Origin of the sequence: Nocardia wallacei (genome assembly GCF_029868745.1) — a bacterium.
GTDB classification, from domain to species: domain Bacteria; phylum Actinomycetota; class Actinomycetes; order Mycobacteriales; family Mycobacteriaceae; genus Nocardia; species Nocardia wallacei_B.
On sequence record NZ_JARWOP010000127.1, the window covers coordinates 1 to 16,457 of the forward strand.

Annotated in this window: 13 protein-coding genes; 2 read left to right on the top strand and 11 right to left on the bottom strand. The window is 69.2% G+C overall.

The window, feature by feature from the left end:
* Positions 1-64: 64 nt before the first annotated feature.
* Entirely contained in the window at positions 65-1,825 is a 1,761-nt protein-coding gene (arc, locus tag QH470_RS10195; RefSeq protein WP_280272054.1) for a proteasome ATPase, read from the bottom strand.
* A 270-nt stretch (positions 1,826-2,095) separates the two neighbouring features.
* On the opposite strand from arc, the gene QH470_RS10200 reads away from it, so the two are divergent.
* The gene (locus QH470_RS10200) at positions 2,096-2,581 is read left to right on the top strand and encodes a WKL family lipoprotein (protein ID WP_280272055.1); all 486 of its coding nucleotides are present in this window, start codon (positions 2,096-2,098) and stop codon (positions 2,579-2,581) included.
* 70 nt (positions 2,582-2,651) lie between these two features.
* Here the strand turns inward: QH470_RS10200 and QH470_RS10205 are convergent, their stop codons facing one another.
* On the bottom strand, positions 2,652-3,485 hold the full coding sequence (locus QH470_RS10205) for a tRNA (adenine-N1)-methyltransferase (RefSeq protein WP_280272056.1): 834 nt from the start codon (positions 3,483-3,485) through the stop codon (positions 2,652-2,654).
* A gap of 52 nt (positions 3,486-3,537) precedes the next feature.
* On the opposite strand from QH470_RS10205, the gene QH470_RS10210 reads away from it, so the two are divergent.
* On the top strand, positions 3,538-4,428 hold the full coding sequence (locus QH470_RS10210) for a RecB family exonuclease (RefSeq protein WP_280272057.1): 891 nt from the start codon (positions 3,538-3,540) through the stop codon (positions 4,426-4,428).
* 111 nt (positions 4,429-4,539) lie between these two features.
* On the opposite strand, the gene hisG is transcribed toward QH470_RS10210, so the two are convergent.
* From hisG to metH, 9 genes are all read right to left on the bottom strand, one after another.
* The gene (gene hisG, locus QH470_RS10215) at positions 4,540-5,391 is read right to left on the bottom strand and encodes an ATP phosphoribosyltransferase (protein WP_280272058.1); all 852 of its coding nucleotides are present in this window, start codon (positions 5,389-5,391) and stop codon (positions 4,540-4,542) included.
* Between the two features lie 64 nt (positions 5,392-5,455).
* Positions 5,456-5,737, bottom strand: coding sequence for a phosphoribosyl-ATP diphosphatase (locus QH470_RS10220; RefSeq protein WP_187689188.1), 282 nt, complete (start codon positions 5,735-5,737; stop codon positions 5,456-5,458).
* Between the two features lie 46 nt (positions 5,738-5,783).
* Complete coding sequence (locus QH470_RS10225) at positions 5,784-6,350, bottom strand: GNAT family N-acetyltransferase (protein ID WP_280272059.1); 567 nt, start codon at positions 6,348-6,350, stop codon at positions 5,784-5,786.
* Between the two features lie 116 nt (positions 6,351-6,466).
* Positions 6,467-8,284: a choline/carnitine O-acyltransferase gene (locus tag QH470_RS10230; protein ID WP_280272060.1), complete on the bottom strand. Its 1,818-nt coding sequence runs from the start codon at positions 8,282-8,284 to the stop codon at positions 6,467-6,469.
* The gene (locus QH470_RS10235) at positions 8,281-9,105 is read right to left on the bottom strand and encodes a class I SAM-dependent methyltransferase (protein WP_280272061.1); all 825 of its coding nucleotides are present in this window, start codon (positions 9,103-9,105) and stop codon (positions 8,281-8,283) included. Before QH470_RS10235 ends, QH470_RS10230 begins: the two co-directional genes overlap by 4 nt.
* Before the next feature lie 12 nt (positions 9,106-9,117).
* A complete protein-coding gene (locus tag QH470_RS10240) occupies positions 9,118-9,894 on the bottom strand; it encodes a HalD/BesD family halogenase (protein WP_280272062.1) in 777 nt (258 codons plus the stop codon).
* A gap of 303 nt (positions 9,895-10,197) precedes the next feature.
* Complete coding sequence (locus QH470_RS10245) at positions 10,198-10,869, bottom strand: HAD family hydrolase (RefSeq protein ID WP_280272063.1); 672 nt, start codon at positions 10,867-10,869, stop codon at positions 10,198-10,200.
* An 81-nt stretch (positions 10,870-10,950) separates the two neighbouring features.
* A complete protein-coding gene (locus QH470_RS10250; protein WP_280272064.1) occupies positions 10,951-12,594 on the bottom strand; it encodes a serine/threonine-protein kinase in 1,644 nt (547 codons plus the stop codon).
* Positions 12,595-12,734: 140 nt separating this feature from the next.
* A complete protein-coding gene (metH, locus tag QH470_RS10255; protein WP_280272065.1) occupies positions 12,735-16,313 on the bottom strand; it encodes a methionine synthase in 3,579 nt (1,192 codons plus the stop codon).
* Positions 16,314-16,457: the final 144 nt, after the last annotated feature.

A 16,457-nucleotide genomic window follows, 5' to 3' on the forward strand; every position in this document is an offset into this window, starting at 1 on the left:
CCCCCCCCCCCCCCCCCCGCGCGGCCGCGCCGCGGCCCCCCCCCGCCCCTGTGGTCTGCCGGTACTACAGGTACTGGCCCGTGTTCGACTCCGTGTCGATCGCGCGGCTGGCACTGGCGTTCTTGCCGGTGACCAGGGTGCGGATGTAGACGATCCGCTCGCCCTTCTTGCCCGAGATACGTGCCCAGTCATCGGGATTCGTGGTGTTGGGCAGGTCCTCGTTCTCGGAGAACTCGTCCACGATCGAATCGAACAGATGCTGGATGCGCAGACCGGGGTTGCCGGTCTCGAGCACGGACTTGATCGCGTACTTCTTGGACCGGTCCACGATGTTCTGGATCATGGCGCCGGAGTTGAAGTCCTTGAAGTAGAGGACCTCCTTGTCACCGTTGGCGTAGGTGACCTCCAGGAAGCGGTTGTCCTCGCTCTCGGCGTACATCCGGTCGACGACCCGCTCGATCATCGCCTGGATGCACTTGGTCCGGTCGCCGCCGAACTCGGCGATGTCGTCGGCGTGCAGCGGCAGGCCCTCGGTGAGGTACTTGGAGAAGATGTCCTGGGCCGCTTCGGCGTCCGGGCGCTCGATCTTGATCTTCACATCGAGGCGGCCGGGCCGCAGGATGGCCGGATCGATCATGTCCTCACGGTTGGAGGCGCCGATCACGATGACGTTCTCCAGGCCCTCGACGCCGTCGATCTCCGACAGCAGCTGCGGGACCACCGTGGTCTCCACATCGGACGAGACGCCCGAGCCGCGGGTGCGGAAGATCGAGTCCATCTCGTCGAAGAACACGATCACCGGCGTGCCCTCGGACGCCTTCTCCCGGGCGCGCTGGAAGATGATCCGGATGTGGCGCTCGGTCTCGCCCACGAACTTGTTCAGCAGCTCGGGACCCTTGATGTTGAGGAAGAAGGACTTGGCCTCCTTGGCGTCCTCACCGCGCGCCTCGGCGATCTTCTTCGCCAGGGAGTTGGCCACCGCCTTGGCGATGAGCGTCTTACCGCAGCCGGGCGGGCCGTAGAGCAGCACGCCCTTGGGCGGGCGCAGCGCGTACTCGCGGAACAGGTCCTTGTGCAGGAACGGCAGTTCCACGGCGTCGCGGATCTGCTCGATCTGACGCGTCAGGCCGCCGATGTCCTCGTAGTCGACATCGGGAACCTCCTCGAGGACCAGGTCCTCGACCTCGGCCTTGGGGATGCGCTCGAAGGCGAAGCCGGCCTTGGTGTCGACCAGCAGCGAATCACCCGGCCGCAGTTTGCGAATCGGCTGATCCGGATCCTCGAGGTCGTCGATGTCGACCAGCCTGGTCAGCGGGCCCGACAGCCAGACCACGCGCTCCTCGTCGGCATGACCGACCACCAGCGCCCTGCGCCCGTCATCGAGGATCTCGCGCAGGGTGCCGATCTCGCCGGTCTGATCGAACACACCGGCCTCGACCACGGTCAGCGCCTCGTTGAGGCGGACTGTCTGCCCGTAGTGCAGCGTCGACGTGTCGATATTCGGTGAGCACGTCAGGCGCATCTTGCGCCCCGAGGTAAACACGTCGACGGTCTGATCGTCGTAGACACCGATCAGCACGCCGTAGCCACTCGGCGGCTGGCCGAGCCGGTCTACCTCCTCGCGCAGGGCGACGAGTTGCTGGCGGGCTTCCTTCAGCGTGTCCATCAGCTTGGTGTTGCGAATTGTCAGCGAATCGATGCGCGCTTCCAATTCCCGCGAACGATCAGGGGCGTCGGCGAGTTGCCTTCGGAGTGCAGCCGCCTCGGCGCGTACTACCTCGAGTTCCCTCCAGGCCGCCGAATCCGAATTCTCGATGGGGCTCATGATGCTGCTCCTCCCAGTCCCGGTCTATCAACGCTACCGGGCGCGAACCGTTCTCGCTTTCCGACATGGTTTCGTCGTGATCACATCTTCAGCCGCGGCCGACGGCCGGGGGACCATGTTAGCCTGCCCTAACCTATTCCGGTGAGCACATTCGCCGGACCGAGCCGAAAGGTGTGTTACTCGATGCTCCTTCCCACCGGTGGTACCCGTTGTAGTGGCAACGTCGCACACTCCGTTCGTGTTTCCCGCATTCGTCTTGTCACGGCTACCGTGTTCGCGGCCCTCGCCGTTACCGGTATCACAGCATGCGGGTCCGACACGTCCGACGATTCGGCGGCCGCGACCAGCACCACCAGCGCCGCTGCCGCCACCAGCGCGGCGAGCGGCAGTTCGGCCCACGAGCACGGCGACGCCGCCGCGCCCACGCCGGAGGCCCTGCAGGCCACCCTCGACGGTTTCGTCGACCCCGCGAAACCGACCGCCGACAAAGCGAAATTGATCGTCGACGGCGAGAAGCGCACGGCCAACATCGACACCATGACCCAGGGGCTGGCCAACTACGGCAAGATCACCTTCGCCGTGTCGGAGGTGAAGACCGACGACGAGGACGCCACCGCGCAGGTCGTCATCACCTCGCCGCACGGCCCGGCTCCCGCGATGCCGATGACCTGGCAGCACTCCGACGCGGGCTGGCAGCTGTCCGACGCCTCCGCCTGCCAGATCCTCGCCATGGGCAAGGCGCCCTGCCAGGCGTAGCCCCGATCCCTGAACGACCGGTGGCCTTCACCCGCCCGGAGTGAAGGCCACTGTCGTGCGTACGGGGTCCTCAGCCCTTCGAGGGGCGGCGCTGCGGCTTGGGCGGAGTGACGCCGTCGGCCAGGCGGCGCGCGCTGATCAGGAACGCCGTGTGCCCCTGCATGCGGTGTTCGGGGCGGACGGCCAGGCCCACCGCGTGCCAGGGCCGCACCAGCGACTCCCAGGATCGCGGTTCGGTCCAGCACTGCTGCTGCCGCAGCGCCTCCACCACCTCCGAGAGCTGCGTGACGGTGGCGACGTAGACGATCAGCACGCCGCCGGGGATCAGGGCCCGGGATACCGCGGGCAACGCGTCCCACGGCTTGAGCATGTCCAGGACCACCCGGTCGACCTGCCCGCCGTCGTATTCGATGACGTCGCCGATGGTCAACTCCCAGTTAGCCGGACGTTCGCCGAAGAACCGCTCGACATTGCGGACCGCGTGCTCGGCGTGGTCGTCGCGGATCTCGTAGGACAGCACCCGGCCCTCCGGTCCGACCGCCCGCAGCAGCGAGCAGGTCAGCGCGCCCGAGCCGGCGCCCGCCTCGAGCACCCGGGCGCCGGGGAACATATCCCCCTCGTGCACGATCTGCGCGGCGTCCTTCGGATAGATCACCGCCGCGCCGCGCGGCATCGACAGCACGTAGTCCACCAGCAGCGGGCGCAGCGCGAGATACGGTGTGCCGTTGGCGGATTGGACCACGCAGCCCTCGTCGGCGCCGATCAGCTCGTCGTGCCGGATCGGCCCCTTGTGGGTGTGGAACTCCTTGCCGGGTTCCAGCACCACGGTGTGCTGACGGCCCTTGGCGTCGGTCAGCTGCACCCGGTCACCGCTGGTGAATGGACCGGTCCGTCTGGCCGTCATGGATCTCCGTTCTTCGATGTTTTTGTCGGTGCCCCCGGATAGCCTGCCAGGTATGACAGCGCCACCGACGACGACCCCGGACCCGGCACCTCAGGTATCACCCCGGCCGGCGCTGTCGCCGTCGCGAGCAATGGATTTCAAACAATGTCCGTTGAAATACCGATTGCGTGCCATCGACCGCATTCCGGAACCGCCCGCGCGGCATGCGGTGCGCGGCACCGTGGTTCATTCGGTACTGGAATCGCTGTACGGGTTACCGAGCGGTGAACGTCTCCCGGAGCGCGCGGCCGCGTTGGTCACACCCGCGTGGCACCGTTTGCTGGCCGAACGCCCGGAGGTCGGCGCGCTGGTCGAGGAGGCCGGGCCGGGCGAGTTTCTCGACGAGGTGAACCGGCTCGTCCAGGCGTATTACGGCCTCGAGGATCCGACGGCGTTCGAGCCGGAGTCCTGCGAGTCGCTGATCGAGGTGTGCCTGGACGACGGCTCCCCGCTGCGCGGCTATGTCGACCGCATCGATGTCGCCGCCACCGGCCAGCTGCGCGTGGTCGATTACAAGACCGGCCGCTCCCCCGGTCCGATGGGCGAGCAGCGGGCCCTGTTCCAGCTCAAGTTCTACGCGTTGATCGTGTTGCGCACCCGCGGCATCGTCCCGGCCCAGCTGCGCCTGATCTACCTGGCCGACGGCCAGATCCTCACCTACGCCCCCGACGAGGCCGAGTTGCTGCGCTTCGAGCGCATCCTCTCGGCGCTGTGGGCGGCCATCAGCGCCGCCGGGCGCACGGGCGAATTCCCGCCGAACCGCAACCGGTTGTGCGCCTACTGCGACTACCAACCGCTGTGCCCGGCCTTCGGCGGCACGCCGCCGCCCTACCCCGGCTGGCCCGCCGCCGCGCCGGAACTCGCCACCGGAGCGGCGAGCACACCCGATCCGGCGCGGCCGTGAATCACGCGATGCACATGCCGCCGCCGAGATGGCAGAGCAGCTGAGCGATCCATTCGAGGAGGTTCGTCGGCACCTTGGCGGGAACAAGCACAGGCAGCATCACAGAGTCCTTCAGAAGGCGCGGCAGGAGCGGATGTCGGTCGCGAGGATAGCCTTGGCGCCGAGTTCGGCGAGCTGGTCCATCAGGTCGTTGCCCTGACCGCGCGGCACCAGCGCACGCACAGCGACCCAGCCCTCGTCCGCCAGCGGGGAGACCGTCGGCGACTCCAGACCCGGAGTGATCCGCGCGGCGGCGTCGAGCAGTTCCTTCGGGCAGTCGTAGTCCAGCATCAGGTACTGCTGCGCGAACACCACGCCCTGTACGCGCGCGACGAGCTGATTACGGGTCTTGTCACGGCGATCGGATCCGGCGCCCTCGATCAGCACCGCCTCCGAATCGCACAGCGACTCGCCGAACGCCACCAGATTGTGCTGGCGCAGCGTCCGCCCGGAGCCGACCACGTCGGCGATGGCGTCGGCCACGCCCAGCTGGATGGAGATCTCGACGGCGCCGTCGAGGCGGATCACCTCGGCCTCGATGCCATAACGCTGCAGATCGCGCAGCACGAGGTTGGGGTAGGAGGTGGCGATGCGCTTGTCGTAGAGGTCCTGCACCTTCCACTCGCGCCCGGCGGGGGCCGCGTAACGGAAAGTGGAGCGGCCGAACCCGAGGCTCAGCCGCTCCTGCACCGGCGCACCCGAATCCAGCGCCAAGTCTCGTCCGGTAATACCCAGATCCAGTTCGCCCGAACCCACGTAGATGGCAATGTCCTTGGGGCGCAGGAAGAAGAACTCGACCTGATTGGCGTTGTCGAGCACGGACAGGTCGCGGGAGTCGGTGCGCTTGCGGTAGCCAGCCTCGCTGAGGATCTCGACCGCGGATTCGGAGAGGGCGCCTTTGTTGGGGACTGCGACGCGGAGCATGGGGTGTCCTTTCGGGACTCGTGACGGACGGTGGCGTCCCGCCGGGCATCCGGCGGGTTATCCGTCACAGATGTCGGTACACATCCTCGAGCCGCAGCCCGCGGCCCACCATCAGCACCTGAACCCAATACAGCAGCTGCGAGATCTCCTCGGACAGCGCCTCGTCGCTCTCGTGCTCGGCGGCGAGCCAAACCTCGCCGGCCTCCTCCAGAACCTTCTTGCCCTGCGCATGCACGCCCGCGTCCAATGCCGCCACGGTCCCGGACCCCTCGGGGCGGTTGACCGCACGATCCTGCAGCTCGGCGAACAGGGTTTCGAAAGTCTTCACGGGGAGCCATTGTTTCAGACGCCCGCGTACCCTCCGCAATCGGTTATCGGGTGACGGCGCGCGATCACACCGCGGGCCGCGGGCGATCGATGCGGTAGACGTAGTGGTTCCCGTCGTCGGCCGGGTTGTCGGGAGTGAGGTAGCCCTCGGCGATGCGGTGCATACCCGCCTTCTCCAGTGCCCGCCAGGACGCCGGGTTGGCGGCGGCGACGGGCACGAGCACGCAGCCGGTGTCCGGATAGTCGGTCCAGGTCCCCGCGATGATCGCGCGCAGCATGGCCGAGCCGAGCCCGCGGCCCACCCGGTCCGGATCGCCCACGAGGTAGTCCAGCGACGCCGCGCCCGCCGGAACCTCGGTCAGCGGCGCCAGCTCGTCGAGGTATTCCGGGTAGTCGGCCAAGCGACACCGTTGGACCAGACCGACCGGCTCACCGTCGGCCGATACCAGCAGATCCTCCCCCGGCTCGGCGCCGCGCACCCCCGGCCCGAAATCGCGCTCCACCGCCTCCGGCGTGAACTCGTGATTCCACCAGCGCCGCACATGCGGCTGCGCGAGCCACCCCGCGAGCAACGGGAAGTCCGCGGCCGCGAGCCGCCGCCAGCTGAACTCCGGTGCGCGCGTGTCGTTCACAGCCGACCACGCTAGCAACCACCGCTCCCGGCCGCCTCCCGTTTTCGCCGGTCACAGCGCTTTCCTCGCGCGGGCACGCCGAAGAGGTGCGGGAACACCGCACCCCCTTGGCGTCGCTACTCAGCGGAAGTGAGCAGTTCCTCCAGTTCGGCTACGGCAGCGCGGAGGTGGCCGGCGAAGTCGTGCATTTGCGCCGCAACGGATTTGGGGGTGGCGAGGTAGAGGTTCCAGCGGTCGGGCAGGAGTACGTACGCGACGCCGATGCACTTCTGGCTCGTGCAGCCGAAGCCGAAGTACTCGATATTGGCGGAGGGGGCGGAGCTGGTGCTCAGGTAGTCGTCGCGGGTGATGATCCAGCCGGGGCTGTCGTAGAACGGCATCGGCTCGGTGGCGCCGAGTTGTTCGCCGCGGCGGCGCTGGATCAGTTGCAACTCCCACAGGTGCTGTTCCGGCGCGGCGCCGCGTTGGCAGTCCTTGGCGCGGTTGACGTGCGCCGCGGCGGCCGCGCGCAGGCGCTCCCGCTTCTCCTCGGCATCGGCCTGCGGATCGTCCATGGCGGCAACGAATTCCAGCATCTCGGGCGTGATCACCCGCATCGCCTCGGTGCGGCCGTTGCGGTATTGGCGAGTGGCGATGGACTCGTAGGTCGCGCCGGTGAGCCCCTTGCCGCGCCGGTGGGCGAGCTGGTAACTCAGCTGCGCGAACGCGTCCGGCGACATCCCGAGCTGCTTGGCCCGGTTGGCGCCGAACTCCTCGAACGACACCGTCAGAGTCGCGTTGTCGGCGGCGAACTGCGCGAATGCCGCTGCCGCGCCGGAGATCTCGCCGCGCAAGCGGCCGTCGAGGACGAACTCGATCGGCTCGACACCGGGCAGCCCCTGCGGTTGCGCGCCGGACCGCTCCGCGTGCTCGGCGACGGGCGCCTCGAGCAGCGCGTCGACGAACGACAGGATGGTAGTGCCGTCCAGCCCGCAGTGCTCGACATTGATGCCCGCGCTGCCGTCCCCGAACACGATGAACGACACCGCCTTGTCGAACCACCGGTTGCCGCTGTCGCCGTGCAGCAGTTGGTCGCACGCGTGCTGGGTGTCGCGCGGCGCGAAGTCCTCCAGGCAGACGCAGAACAGCGCGGTCTCGATGGCCTCCAGCGCGGCGACATTGGCCGGTTCGGCGCGCAACGCGGTACGGACACCGGCCCATTCGGCACGGGGCAGGGTGGTCAGGTGCCCGGCGGCGGTGTCGGTGGGCGCGCGGCGCGTGCCCGCCTTCATGACCGCGCGCAGGCCGTCGACCAGATCGTCCTGGCCGTAGGGCGTGCCGCCGGGGCCGATCACATCCATCCGGAACATGTTGCCGCGGAAGAACACCACGATGTGCCGCGCCTGCGACGGCCCGGGCCACTCCGCGCTGTAGGGCACCCGGACGGTGTCCTGCGGGTCGCCCGGGATGCGGGTCTCGGCGAACAGGAACTTGTTCTGCGCCATCGACAGATGCTGCCCGCGCTGGGTGACCGGCGGGATCGCCTCGGCGTCCAACCGCACCTTGTAATCCACTGCCGCGGTGATGATCGCGGCGGCGCGGTCGGCCTGCTGGCCGGAGGTCGACCGCGCCAGGGCGGTGTCGTCACGGAAGAGGAAGAAGAAGTTGGCGTTCAACGCGATTCGGTCCCGCCGGCCCAGGTACCGCGCGGGCCAGAACTCGTCCAGCCAGCTCTGCACGCCCGGCTCGGCATCGAAACGCTCCAGGTCGGCGTGCAGGATGCGGGCCGGGCCGTCGGCCCGCAACAGGTCCGCGACCGCGCGCTCGGTCGCGGCGCGCTCGTCCTCGGTCAGCAGCGGCGCGCTCCATTCCAGGAATCGCGCGCAGCTGTCCTCGAGGGTGGGCAGCGGCACGCGCGGCAGCTGGTCGTCGAAGGCGAAGGTGCGGTCGGTCACGGGCGGTCCTCGTCTGTGGTCGGTCGGTCTTCGGCAATACAGAGGTGCAACTGGGCGTGCAGCCACCCGTCCGCCTCCATGCCGGTGGGATCGATACCGTTGGCGGACAGGGTGTTCAGCACTTGGGTCTGTTCGGTCTCGGAGGCGAAGCGGCGCTGCCGGAAGGTGCCCGGTACCTGCTCGATCCGGTACCCGAGATCTGCCAACTGCTTCGCGATCGGCTCGAAGTCGAACATCCGCAGCACGAAGTGTGCCATCCAGGGCAGCCGCGTGCCGTGGGCACGTGCCACCCGCAGCAGGGTGCGGTCGGTGACGTAGCCGACGCAGCCGGTGGAGATCACCAGATCGGCGGTGGCGAGCAGGCGGCGCTGCGGCTCGGTGGGGTCGGCCGCTTCCAGGTCGGCATGCACGACGTCGTCGAGCAAGCCCGCCGAGGCGGCGTAGGACAGCGCCGGTGCGGCGGCGTCCATGCCGATGAAGCGCACCCCCGGCTCCGGGTCGGCGGCGGCCAGCCGGGCCCGATCGCGCGCGATGCGCGCCGCGGTGTCGCCCTCGCGATAGTGTTCGGCCAGTTCGGCCACGGTGGTGTCCAGGCGCAGCAGTGCGGCGTTCACGCCGTAGGAGCAGCCGATGTCGAGCACCGTGGGCGCGGCGCCGATCGCGGCGCGGCGGTCCGCGATGATCCGTTCGAAATGTGGTTTCGCCAGTTCCGGAATGCAGTAGTCCAGATCGGCCATCCGGCGGTAGTAGGCGGATGGATCGGGGCGGTCGTAGATGTCGTCGAACGACGCTTTTCCGGTGTTGTCCAGCGAAACCTGCACGGGCGATTCCTCTCAGTCGAGTAGTCGGTCCCCGCGGACGGCGTTGCCGGCCGCGGCTAGATGGTCCGGAAGGACCCGTCCGAACAGTTGCCGGGTGCGTTCGACATTGCCGACGACGCCGGGCTGCTCGCTGTAGGCGAAGATCGCGGTGTGCCGCTGCGTGGCGCCCTCCACGGGCGAGACCCGGTGCAGCGAGAACCGGCCCTGGAACAGCTGCAGATCGCCGGGCCGCAGGTGCAGCCGGCGGATCAGCCGTTCGCCGCCGCCGGTCAGTACGGCGCGCACATCCTCGAGATTCTCGGCCTGCGGCGAGCGGATCGCCGGGCAGTATTCGAACACCCCGCCGGCCTCCGGTGCGCGAGTCAGCATGGAGACCGTGAACGCGTTGGTGTCGAAGTGCCACGGGTGCGACATGCCGGGCGCCACCACATTCAGGCACAGGCCCGCCAGCGGGTCCGCGAATTCGTGCAGTTCGGGCAGGCCGAAGCAGTCGGCGACGAAGCGCTGGAAATCCGGGCTGGAGTAGAGCCGCTGGATCAGGGCCTCGGCCGGAACGAGATCCCGTGCGACGAAGGCGTTTCCGCGTTCGAGCACGATATTGCCCGGATGGTCGGGGGGCAGGTCGGCATCGAGCGGGATGTTGTAGGCGTTGACCTTCTCGACCGTGTAGTACGCGTGCGGGGCGAGCGCGTCGCCCTCGGCGCGCAGCGTCTCCAGCAGCTCGGGGCGGATGAAACCCGCCAGCACACAGCAGCCGTCGGAGGCCAGCTCGGCACGGGCCTGCGCCACGAGGCGATCCCAGTCGGCGCTGCCGGGCTCATCCAAAGGATACCGACCGGTGTCTACTGTTTTGTGAAGTGCCGACCAACCGCCCTGTGCCCCAGCATCTTCGGCGCCGTTCCCGGCCACCCCGCGTCCATCGGCCCGCTCCCCGGTCGAAGTCATGCAGCCATTCTGTACTGCCGTCCGAGAACACGCCCGGGATTCACCAAGATCACTGTCAAAGCTCACAAACTCGCGAGTAACAGTGTGCGCCACAGCTATTCCCCTCCACAGCGGTGGGCTTCGCGAGGGAAATGGACGGGTGTGCGGCTAGGGCCGTATCGCCGCGTGGACAGCGGAGAGGTCGGCGGGCGTGAGGCCGACCAGCGATTCGCGGAAGATCAGGCCGGGCCGTTCGGGGACCGGGATTTCGCAGGGGACGACGAGCACGGCGCAGCCCGCGGTCGCGGCGGAGTGCGAGCCGGTCGGCGAGTCCTCCACGGCCACACAGTCTTCCGGTTCGACGCCCAGCAGGGCGGCGGCGCGCAGGTAGGGGTCGGGCGCCGGTTTGCCGTGCGGGACCTCGTCGCCGCAGACCGTGATGTCGAAGTGGTCGCGGCCGAGGGTGTCCAGGCACAGCTCGGTGAGGGCGCGGGTGGTGTTGGTGACCAGCGCGGTCCGCAGGCCGGAGGCCCGCACCGCGGCCAGCGCGTCCTGCGCGCCGGGCCGCCACGGGATCGGCCCGGCCATGAGATCGGTCACGCGCCGGTGCAGCCACTCCCCGGCCTCGGCCATCGCCGCGGGATCGGGATACAGTCCCAGACCGGCGAAGATGATTCGCAGCGCGTCGTCGGCGGCGGCGCCGATGAGGGCGTGGCGCGTCGCGTCGGTCATCTCCCCGCCCAGTTCGACCGACAGCTCACGCACTCCGATGTCCCAGAGCTTCTCCGAATCCAGCAGGGTCCCGTCCATGTCCCACAGGACGGCGGCGAGGGCTGGCACGGGGTGGCTGCTCCATTCGTCGACGTACGGCGACGCCAGTCTAGTTGATCATCGGCAAACCCCGGGCATCCCGGCGGCGGCTCACCCGCGCTGGGAGTCGACGATCAGCGATCTGCCGCCCTCGTTCGTCACGCGGAACCATCGCTGCTCGGATTCCTGCCCGCCGTTGCGATACCGGTAGGTGATCGTGGCGGACGCCCGGTCGCCGTTCTGCACGACGTTCGACACACTCACGCCGCTGAACTGGCTCCAGAACCGCACATACGAGTCGTACCCGCCGGTCTGCGCCTGATACGACGGCGACAGCATCGACCACGCGGCGCTGGTGTTGCCCGGCAGCGTGCCGTTGAAGCACGACCCCACCGCCGCGGCGCTGACCGGCGGGGCCGGGGTCGTGCTCGGCGGCGGCGCGCTGCTGCGCGGCGCGGACGAGGTCGCGCTCGGCGTGCTGGACGGCGCGGCGCTGGACGACGGCGCCGCGGTCGTGCTCGTGGCGGCCGGGGGCCGGGTCGGCTGTCCCTCCTCCGCCGGCGGCGGGACCGCGGCGGCGGACGGCGCGGGGGGAACCGCCTGCGACGACCCGTCGCCCGCGGTGGTCCGCTCGCCGCCGTTGTCGTTGCCGTTCAGCGCGAAGATCAGGCCGACGAGCACGAGCAGCCCCACCGCGCCCGCCGCGGCCCAGGCGAGCATCCGCCGGTTCCGATCGGTCAGGACCGGCTTGCGTTGCGGCGCAGGCGTTCCCGCGGGCACGGTGCTGCCGCTCGGCATTGCCGCGGTCGCCACGTGCACGGTCGGATCCTCGGCGTTGCCCGCCGCGGCTCCGGAGAGGACAGTCGTGGCCGCCGCGTCCAGTGCGGCTCCGGGTTTGGGCAGGATCTTGGTCGCCGATTTGGGTGGCGGCGTCGCGCGGCCGTCGGCCACGGCCGCCAGCGCGGTCTGCGCCTCCCGCATATTGGGCCGGTTTCCGGCATCGGCGGCCAGCAGTTCCATCAGCACCGGGCCCAGCGTCGCGGCGCGACGCGGCGGCGGCACCTGTGCGCGAACCACCGAATGCAGGACAGCCAAGGGGTTTTCGCCCTCACCGAACGGCGGCGCGCCCTCGACCGCCGCGTACAGTGTCGACCCCAGGGCGAACACATCGGACGCCGGTTCGGGATCCTCGCCGCGCGCCACCTCCGGCGCCAGGTATGCGGGCGTCCCGGCGAGGAATCCGGTCGAGGTCACCGTGACGTCGCCGACCGCACGGGAGATACCGAAATCGGTGATCTTCACGGTGCCGTTGTCGGCGACCAGGATGTTGGCCGGTTTCACGTCCCGGTGCACGATGCCCGCGTCGTGCGCGACGGCCAGCGCGGCCGCCACCTTCGCCCCGATCCGCGCCACCCGCTGCGGATCCAGCGGGCCCTGCTCCCGCATCACCGTCGCCAGGCTCTGCGCGTCGACGAACTCCATGACCAGCCACGGCTGGCCGTCCTCCTCGGCCACGTCGAACACGGTCACCGCGTTCTGATGGTGCAGCCGGGCCGCGATCCGCCCCTCCCGCATGGCCCGCAGCTTCGCCTCGAGCGCCTGCGAGCGCGTCAGACCGGGCGCCAGTAACAGCTGCTTGACCGCGACCGTGCGCCGCAGCCGCACGTCGGTGGCCCGCCAGACGACTCCCATCGCCCCCGTACCGATGGGATCCCCCAGGCGGTACCGCCCCGCGATCAGCCGATCTGACGTCATGTTGTCGTACCCCTTACACGCTCACGCAGAATCCATGCACGCCACGAGCGGCGTCCTGCGTGGTGACGCTCCGCTGCTGTCCCCGGGCCGCTCGTGTCGGGCCTCCGCCACGACGCGTGAAGCCCGGAAACCTCGAAAGTCTACGCGTTGAAGTACTTTGCTTCCGGATGCAACAGGACGAACGCATCCGTGGACTGCTCCGGGTGCAGCTGCAACTCCTCCGACAATGTCACACCGATGCGCTCGGCCTCCAGTAGCGACACCAGTTTCGCGCGGTCCTCCAGGTCGGGGCAGGCGCCGTAGCCGAAGGAGTAGCGGGCGCCGCGATAGCCGAGCTTGAAGTAGTCCTGCACGTCGGCCGGATCCTCCTCGGACACCGAATGCCCTTCCAGCACAAGTTCTTCGCGGACGCGCCGGTGCCAGTACTCGGCCAGCGCCTCGGTCAGCTGCACGCCGATGCCGTGCACCTCGAGATAGTCGCGGTAATTGTCCTGGGCGAACAGCTCGTTGGCGAAATCCGCGATCGGCTGGCCCATGGTGACCAACTGGAACGGCAGCACGTCGACCTGTCCCATGTGCGCCGCGAGGTCCCGGGAGCGGAGGAAATCGGCGATGCACAGGAACCGGTCGCGTTGCTGGCGCGGGAAGGTGAACCGATAGCGTTCCGGCGCGGCGGGATCCGGGGCGTCCAGCACGATCACGTCGTCGCCCTCGGAGACGGCGGGGAAATATCCGTAGACGACCGCGGCGTGCTGCAACACGCCCTCCGCGGTCAGCCGGTCCAGCCAGTACCGCAGCCGGGGACGTCCGTCGGACTCCACCAGTTCCTCGTAGCTGGGCCCTTCGCCGCCGCGCTGCCCGCGCAGGCCCCACTGCCCCAGGAACAGGGCCCGCTCGTCGAGCAGACCCGAATACTCGCCTATCGCAAGGCCTTTCACCACGCGCGTGCCCCAGAACGGCGGCACCGCGACCGGTAGGTCGGCCGCCACGTCCGACCGCTCGGGCACCTCGACCGGAGTCTCCTTGGCCCGGCGCTCGGCCGCGATCCGCCGCGAGCGCTCGTGGCGCGCCTTGCGCTCGGCGGCCTTCTCCCGCTCCGCGACCGCCGCCGGGCTGTCGTCCACGATCGCGCCGCCACGCTTGCGGGTCATGATGTCGTCCATCAGGCGCAGGCCCTCGAAGGCGTCGCGCGCGTAGTGCACGTCGCCCGCGTACACGTCGGTCAGGTCGTTCTCGACGTACGACCTGGTCAGCGCGGCGCCGCCGAGGAGAACGGGGAACTGGTCGGCCATGCCCCGGGTGTTCATCTCCTCGAGGTTCTCCTTCATGACCACCGTCGACTTCACCAGCAGCCCCGACATGCCGATCACATCGGCCTTCTTGTCGACCGCGGCGTCCAGGATCGTCGCGATCGGCTGCTTGATGCCGAGGTTCACCACCTCGTAGCCGTTGTTGGACAGGATGATGTCGACCAGGTTCTTGCCGATGTCGTGCACGTCGCCCTTCACGGTGGCCAGCACGATCCGGCCCTTGCCGGAGTCGTCGGTGGCCTCCATGTGCGGTTCCAGATACGCCACGGCCGCCTTCATCACCTCGGCGGACTGCAGCACGAACGGCAGCTGCATCTGCCCGGATCCGAACAGCTCGCCGACGGTCTTCATGCCCGACAGCAGCGTCTCGTTGATGATCTTCAGCGGCGGCACCTCGGCCATCGCCGCGTCCAGGTCGGCCTCCATGCCGGCCTTCTCGCCGTCGACGATGCGCCGCTCCAGCCGCTCGAACAGCGGCAGCGCCGCCAGCTCCTCGGCCCGCGACGCCTTCGACGAGGCCGTCGACACGCCCTCGAACAGCGCCATCAGCTTCTGCAGCGGGTCGTAGCCCTCGCTGCGGCGGTCGTACACCAGGTCCAGCGCCGTCTCGCGCTGCTCCTCGGGAATGCGCGCGATGGGCAGGATCTTCGACGCGTGCACGATCGCCGAATCCAGCCCGGCCTGCACACACTCGTGCATGAACACCGAGTTCAGCACCTGCCGCGCGGCGGGGTTCAGGCCGAACGAGATATTCGACAGGCCCAGGGTGGTCTGCACATCCGGGTGGCGGCGCTTCAATTCCCGGATGCCCTCGATGGTTTCGATACCGTCGCGGCGCGACTCCTCCTGACCCGTGCCCAGGGTGAAGGTGAGCGTGTCGATGATGATGTCGCCCTCGTCCAGGCCCCAGTTGCCGGTGATGTCGGCGATCAGCCGCTCGGCGATCTCGACCTTCTTCGCGGCCGTGCGGGCCTGGCCCTCCTCGTCGATGGTCAGCGCGACCACGGCCGCGCCGTGCTCGGCCACCAGCCGCATCGTCTGCTGGAAGCGCGAATCCGGGCCGGCGCCGTCCTCGTAGTTCACCGAGTTGACCGCGCAGCGGCCGCCCAGATGCTCCAAACCCGCGCGCAGCACGGGTGTTTCGGTCGAGTCCAGCATGATCGGCAGCGTCGAGGCCGTCGCCAGCCGGCTGGCCAGCTCCGACATGTCGGTGGCGCCGTCGCGGCCCACGTAGTCCACGCACAGGTCCAGCATGTGCGCGCCGTCGCGGGTCTGGTCCTTGGCGATGTCCAGGCACTTCTGCCAGTCGCCCGCCAGCATGGCCTCGCGGAACGCCTTGGAGCCGTTGGCATTCGTGCGCTCGCCGATCATCAGGATCGAGGCGTCCTGCTCGAACGGCACCGCGGTGTACATCGACGACACGCTCGGCTCGTGCCGCGGCTCGCGCGGCGCGGGCGACACCTGCGCCACCGCCTCGGCCACCTGCCGGATGTGCTCGGGGGTGGTGCCGCAGCAGCCGCCCACCAGCGCCAGCCCGAACTCGGTGACGAAGCCGTGCAGCGCCGCCGCCAATTCCTCAGGGGTGAGCGGATATTCGGCGCCGTGCGCGCCCAGCACGGGCAGCCCGGCGTTCGGCATCACCGACACCGGCACCCGCGCGTGCTTGGACAGGTGACGCAGATGTTCGCTCATCTCGGCCGGGCCGGTGGCGCAATTGAGACCGATCATGTCCACGCCCAGCGGCTCGATCGCCGTCAGCGCGGCCCCGATCTCGCTGCCGACCAGCATCGTGCCGGTGGTCTCGACGGTGACGTGCGTGATGATCGGGATGCGGCGCCCGGCCCGCTCCATCGCCCGCCGGCTGCCCGTCACCGCCGCCTTGACCTGCAACAGGTCCTGGCAGGTCTCGATCAGCACGGCGTCGGCGCCGCCGTCGAGCATGCCGAGCGCGGCCTCGGTGTAGGCGTCGCGCAGCGCCGCGAACGGCGCGTGCCCCAGCGTGGGCAGCTTGGTGCCCGGACCCATCGAACCCAGCACGAACCGGGCGGTGCCGTCCGCCGCGGGCCCCATCTCGTCGGCGACCTCGCGGGCCAGCCTGGTGCCGCGCTCGGACAGATCCCGGATGCGGTCGGCGATGTCGTAGTCGGCCAGGTTCGGCAGATTGCAGCCGAACGTGTTCGTCTCCACCGCGTCCGCCCCCGCCTCGAAGTACGCGCGGTGGATGTCGCGCAGCACGTCGGGACGGGTGTCGTTGAGGATCTCGTTACAGCCCTCCAGCCCCCGGAAGTCGTCCAGAGACAGGTCCGCGGCCTGCAACATGGTGCCCATCGCACCGTCGCCGACCACGACACGCCGGGTCAGCGTGTCGAGCAAAGTAGTATCGAACTCGGCGCGTGAGGACAAAGACATGTACTCAAGGGTAGTGGGACCCCCCGACAGTGATCTTTGCGCCACCTTCGGCATCTCCCCCGTTCGCGGCCCGGCTCGATTCTGGACCGACGGAGCGGGGGAGCGAAGCGGAGGAGCGGAGGAGGGAAGAATCGAGCCTCAGGG

What these genes read in the sequence shown, in the direction of transcription:
- QH470_RS10250 (WP_280272064.1), bottom strand. Translation starts at nt 12,594, where the DNA reads ATGACGTCAGATCGGCTGATCGCGGGGCGGTACCGCCTGGGGGATCCC.
- QH470_RS10210 (WP_280272057.1), top strand. Translation starts at nt 3,538, where the DNA reads ATGACAGCGCCACCGACGACGACCCCGGACCCGGCACCTCAGGTATCA.
- metH (WP_280272065.1), bottom strand. Translation starts at nt 16,313, where the DNA reads ATGTCTTTGTCCTCACGCGCCGAGTTCGATACTACTTTGCTCGACACG.
- QH470_RS10205 (WP_280272056.1), bottom strand. Translation starts at nt 3,485, where the DNA reads ATGACGGCCAGACGGACCGGTCCATTCACCAGCGGTGACCGGGTGCAG.
- hisG (WP_280272058.1), bottom strand. Translation starts at nt 5,391, where the DNA reads ATGCTCCGCGTCGCAGTCCCCAACAAAGGCGCCCTCTCCGAATCCGCG.
- arc (WP_280272054.1), bottom strand. Translation starts at nt 1,825, where the DNA reads ATGAGCCCCATCGAGAATTCGGATTCGGCGGCCTGGAGGGAACTCGAG.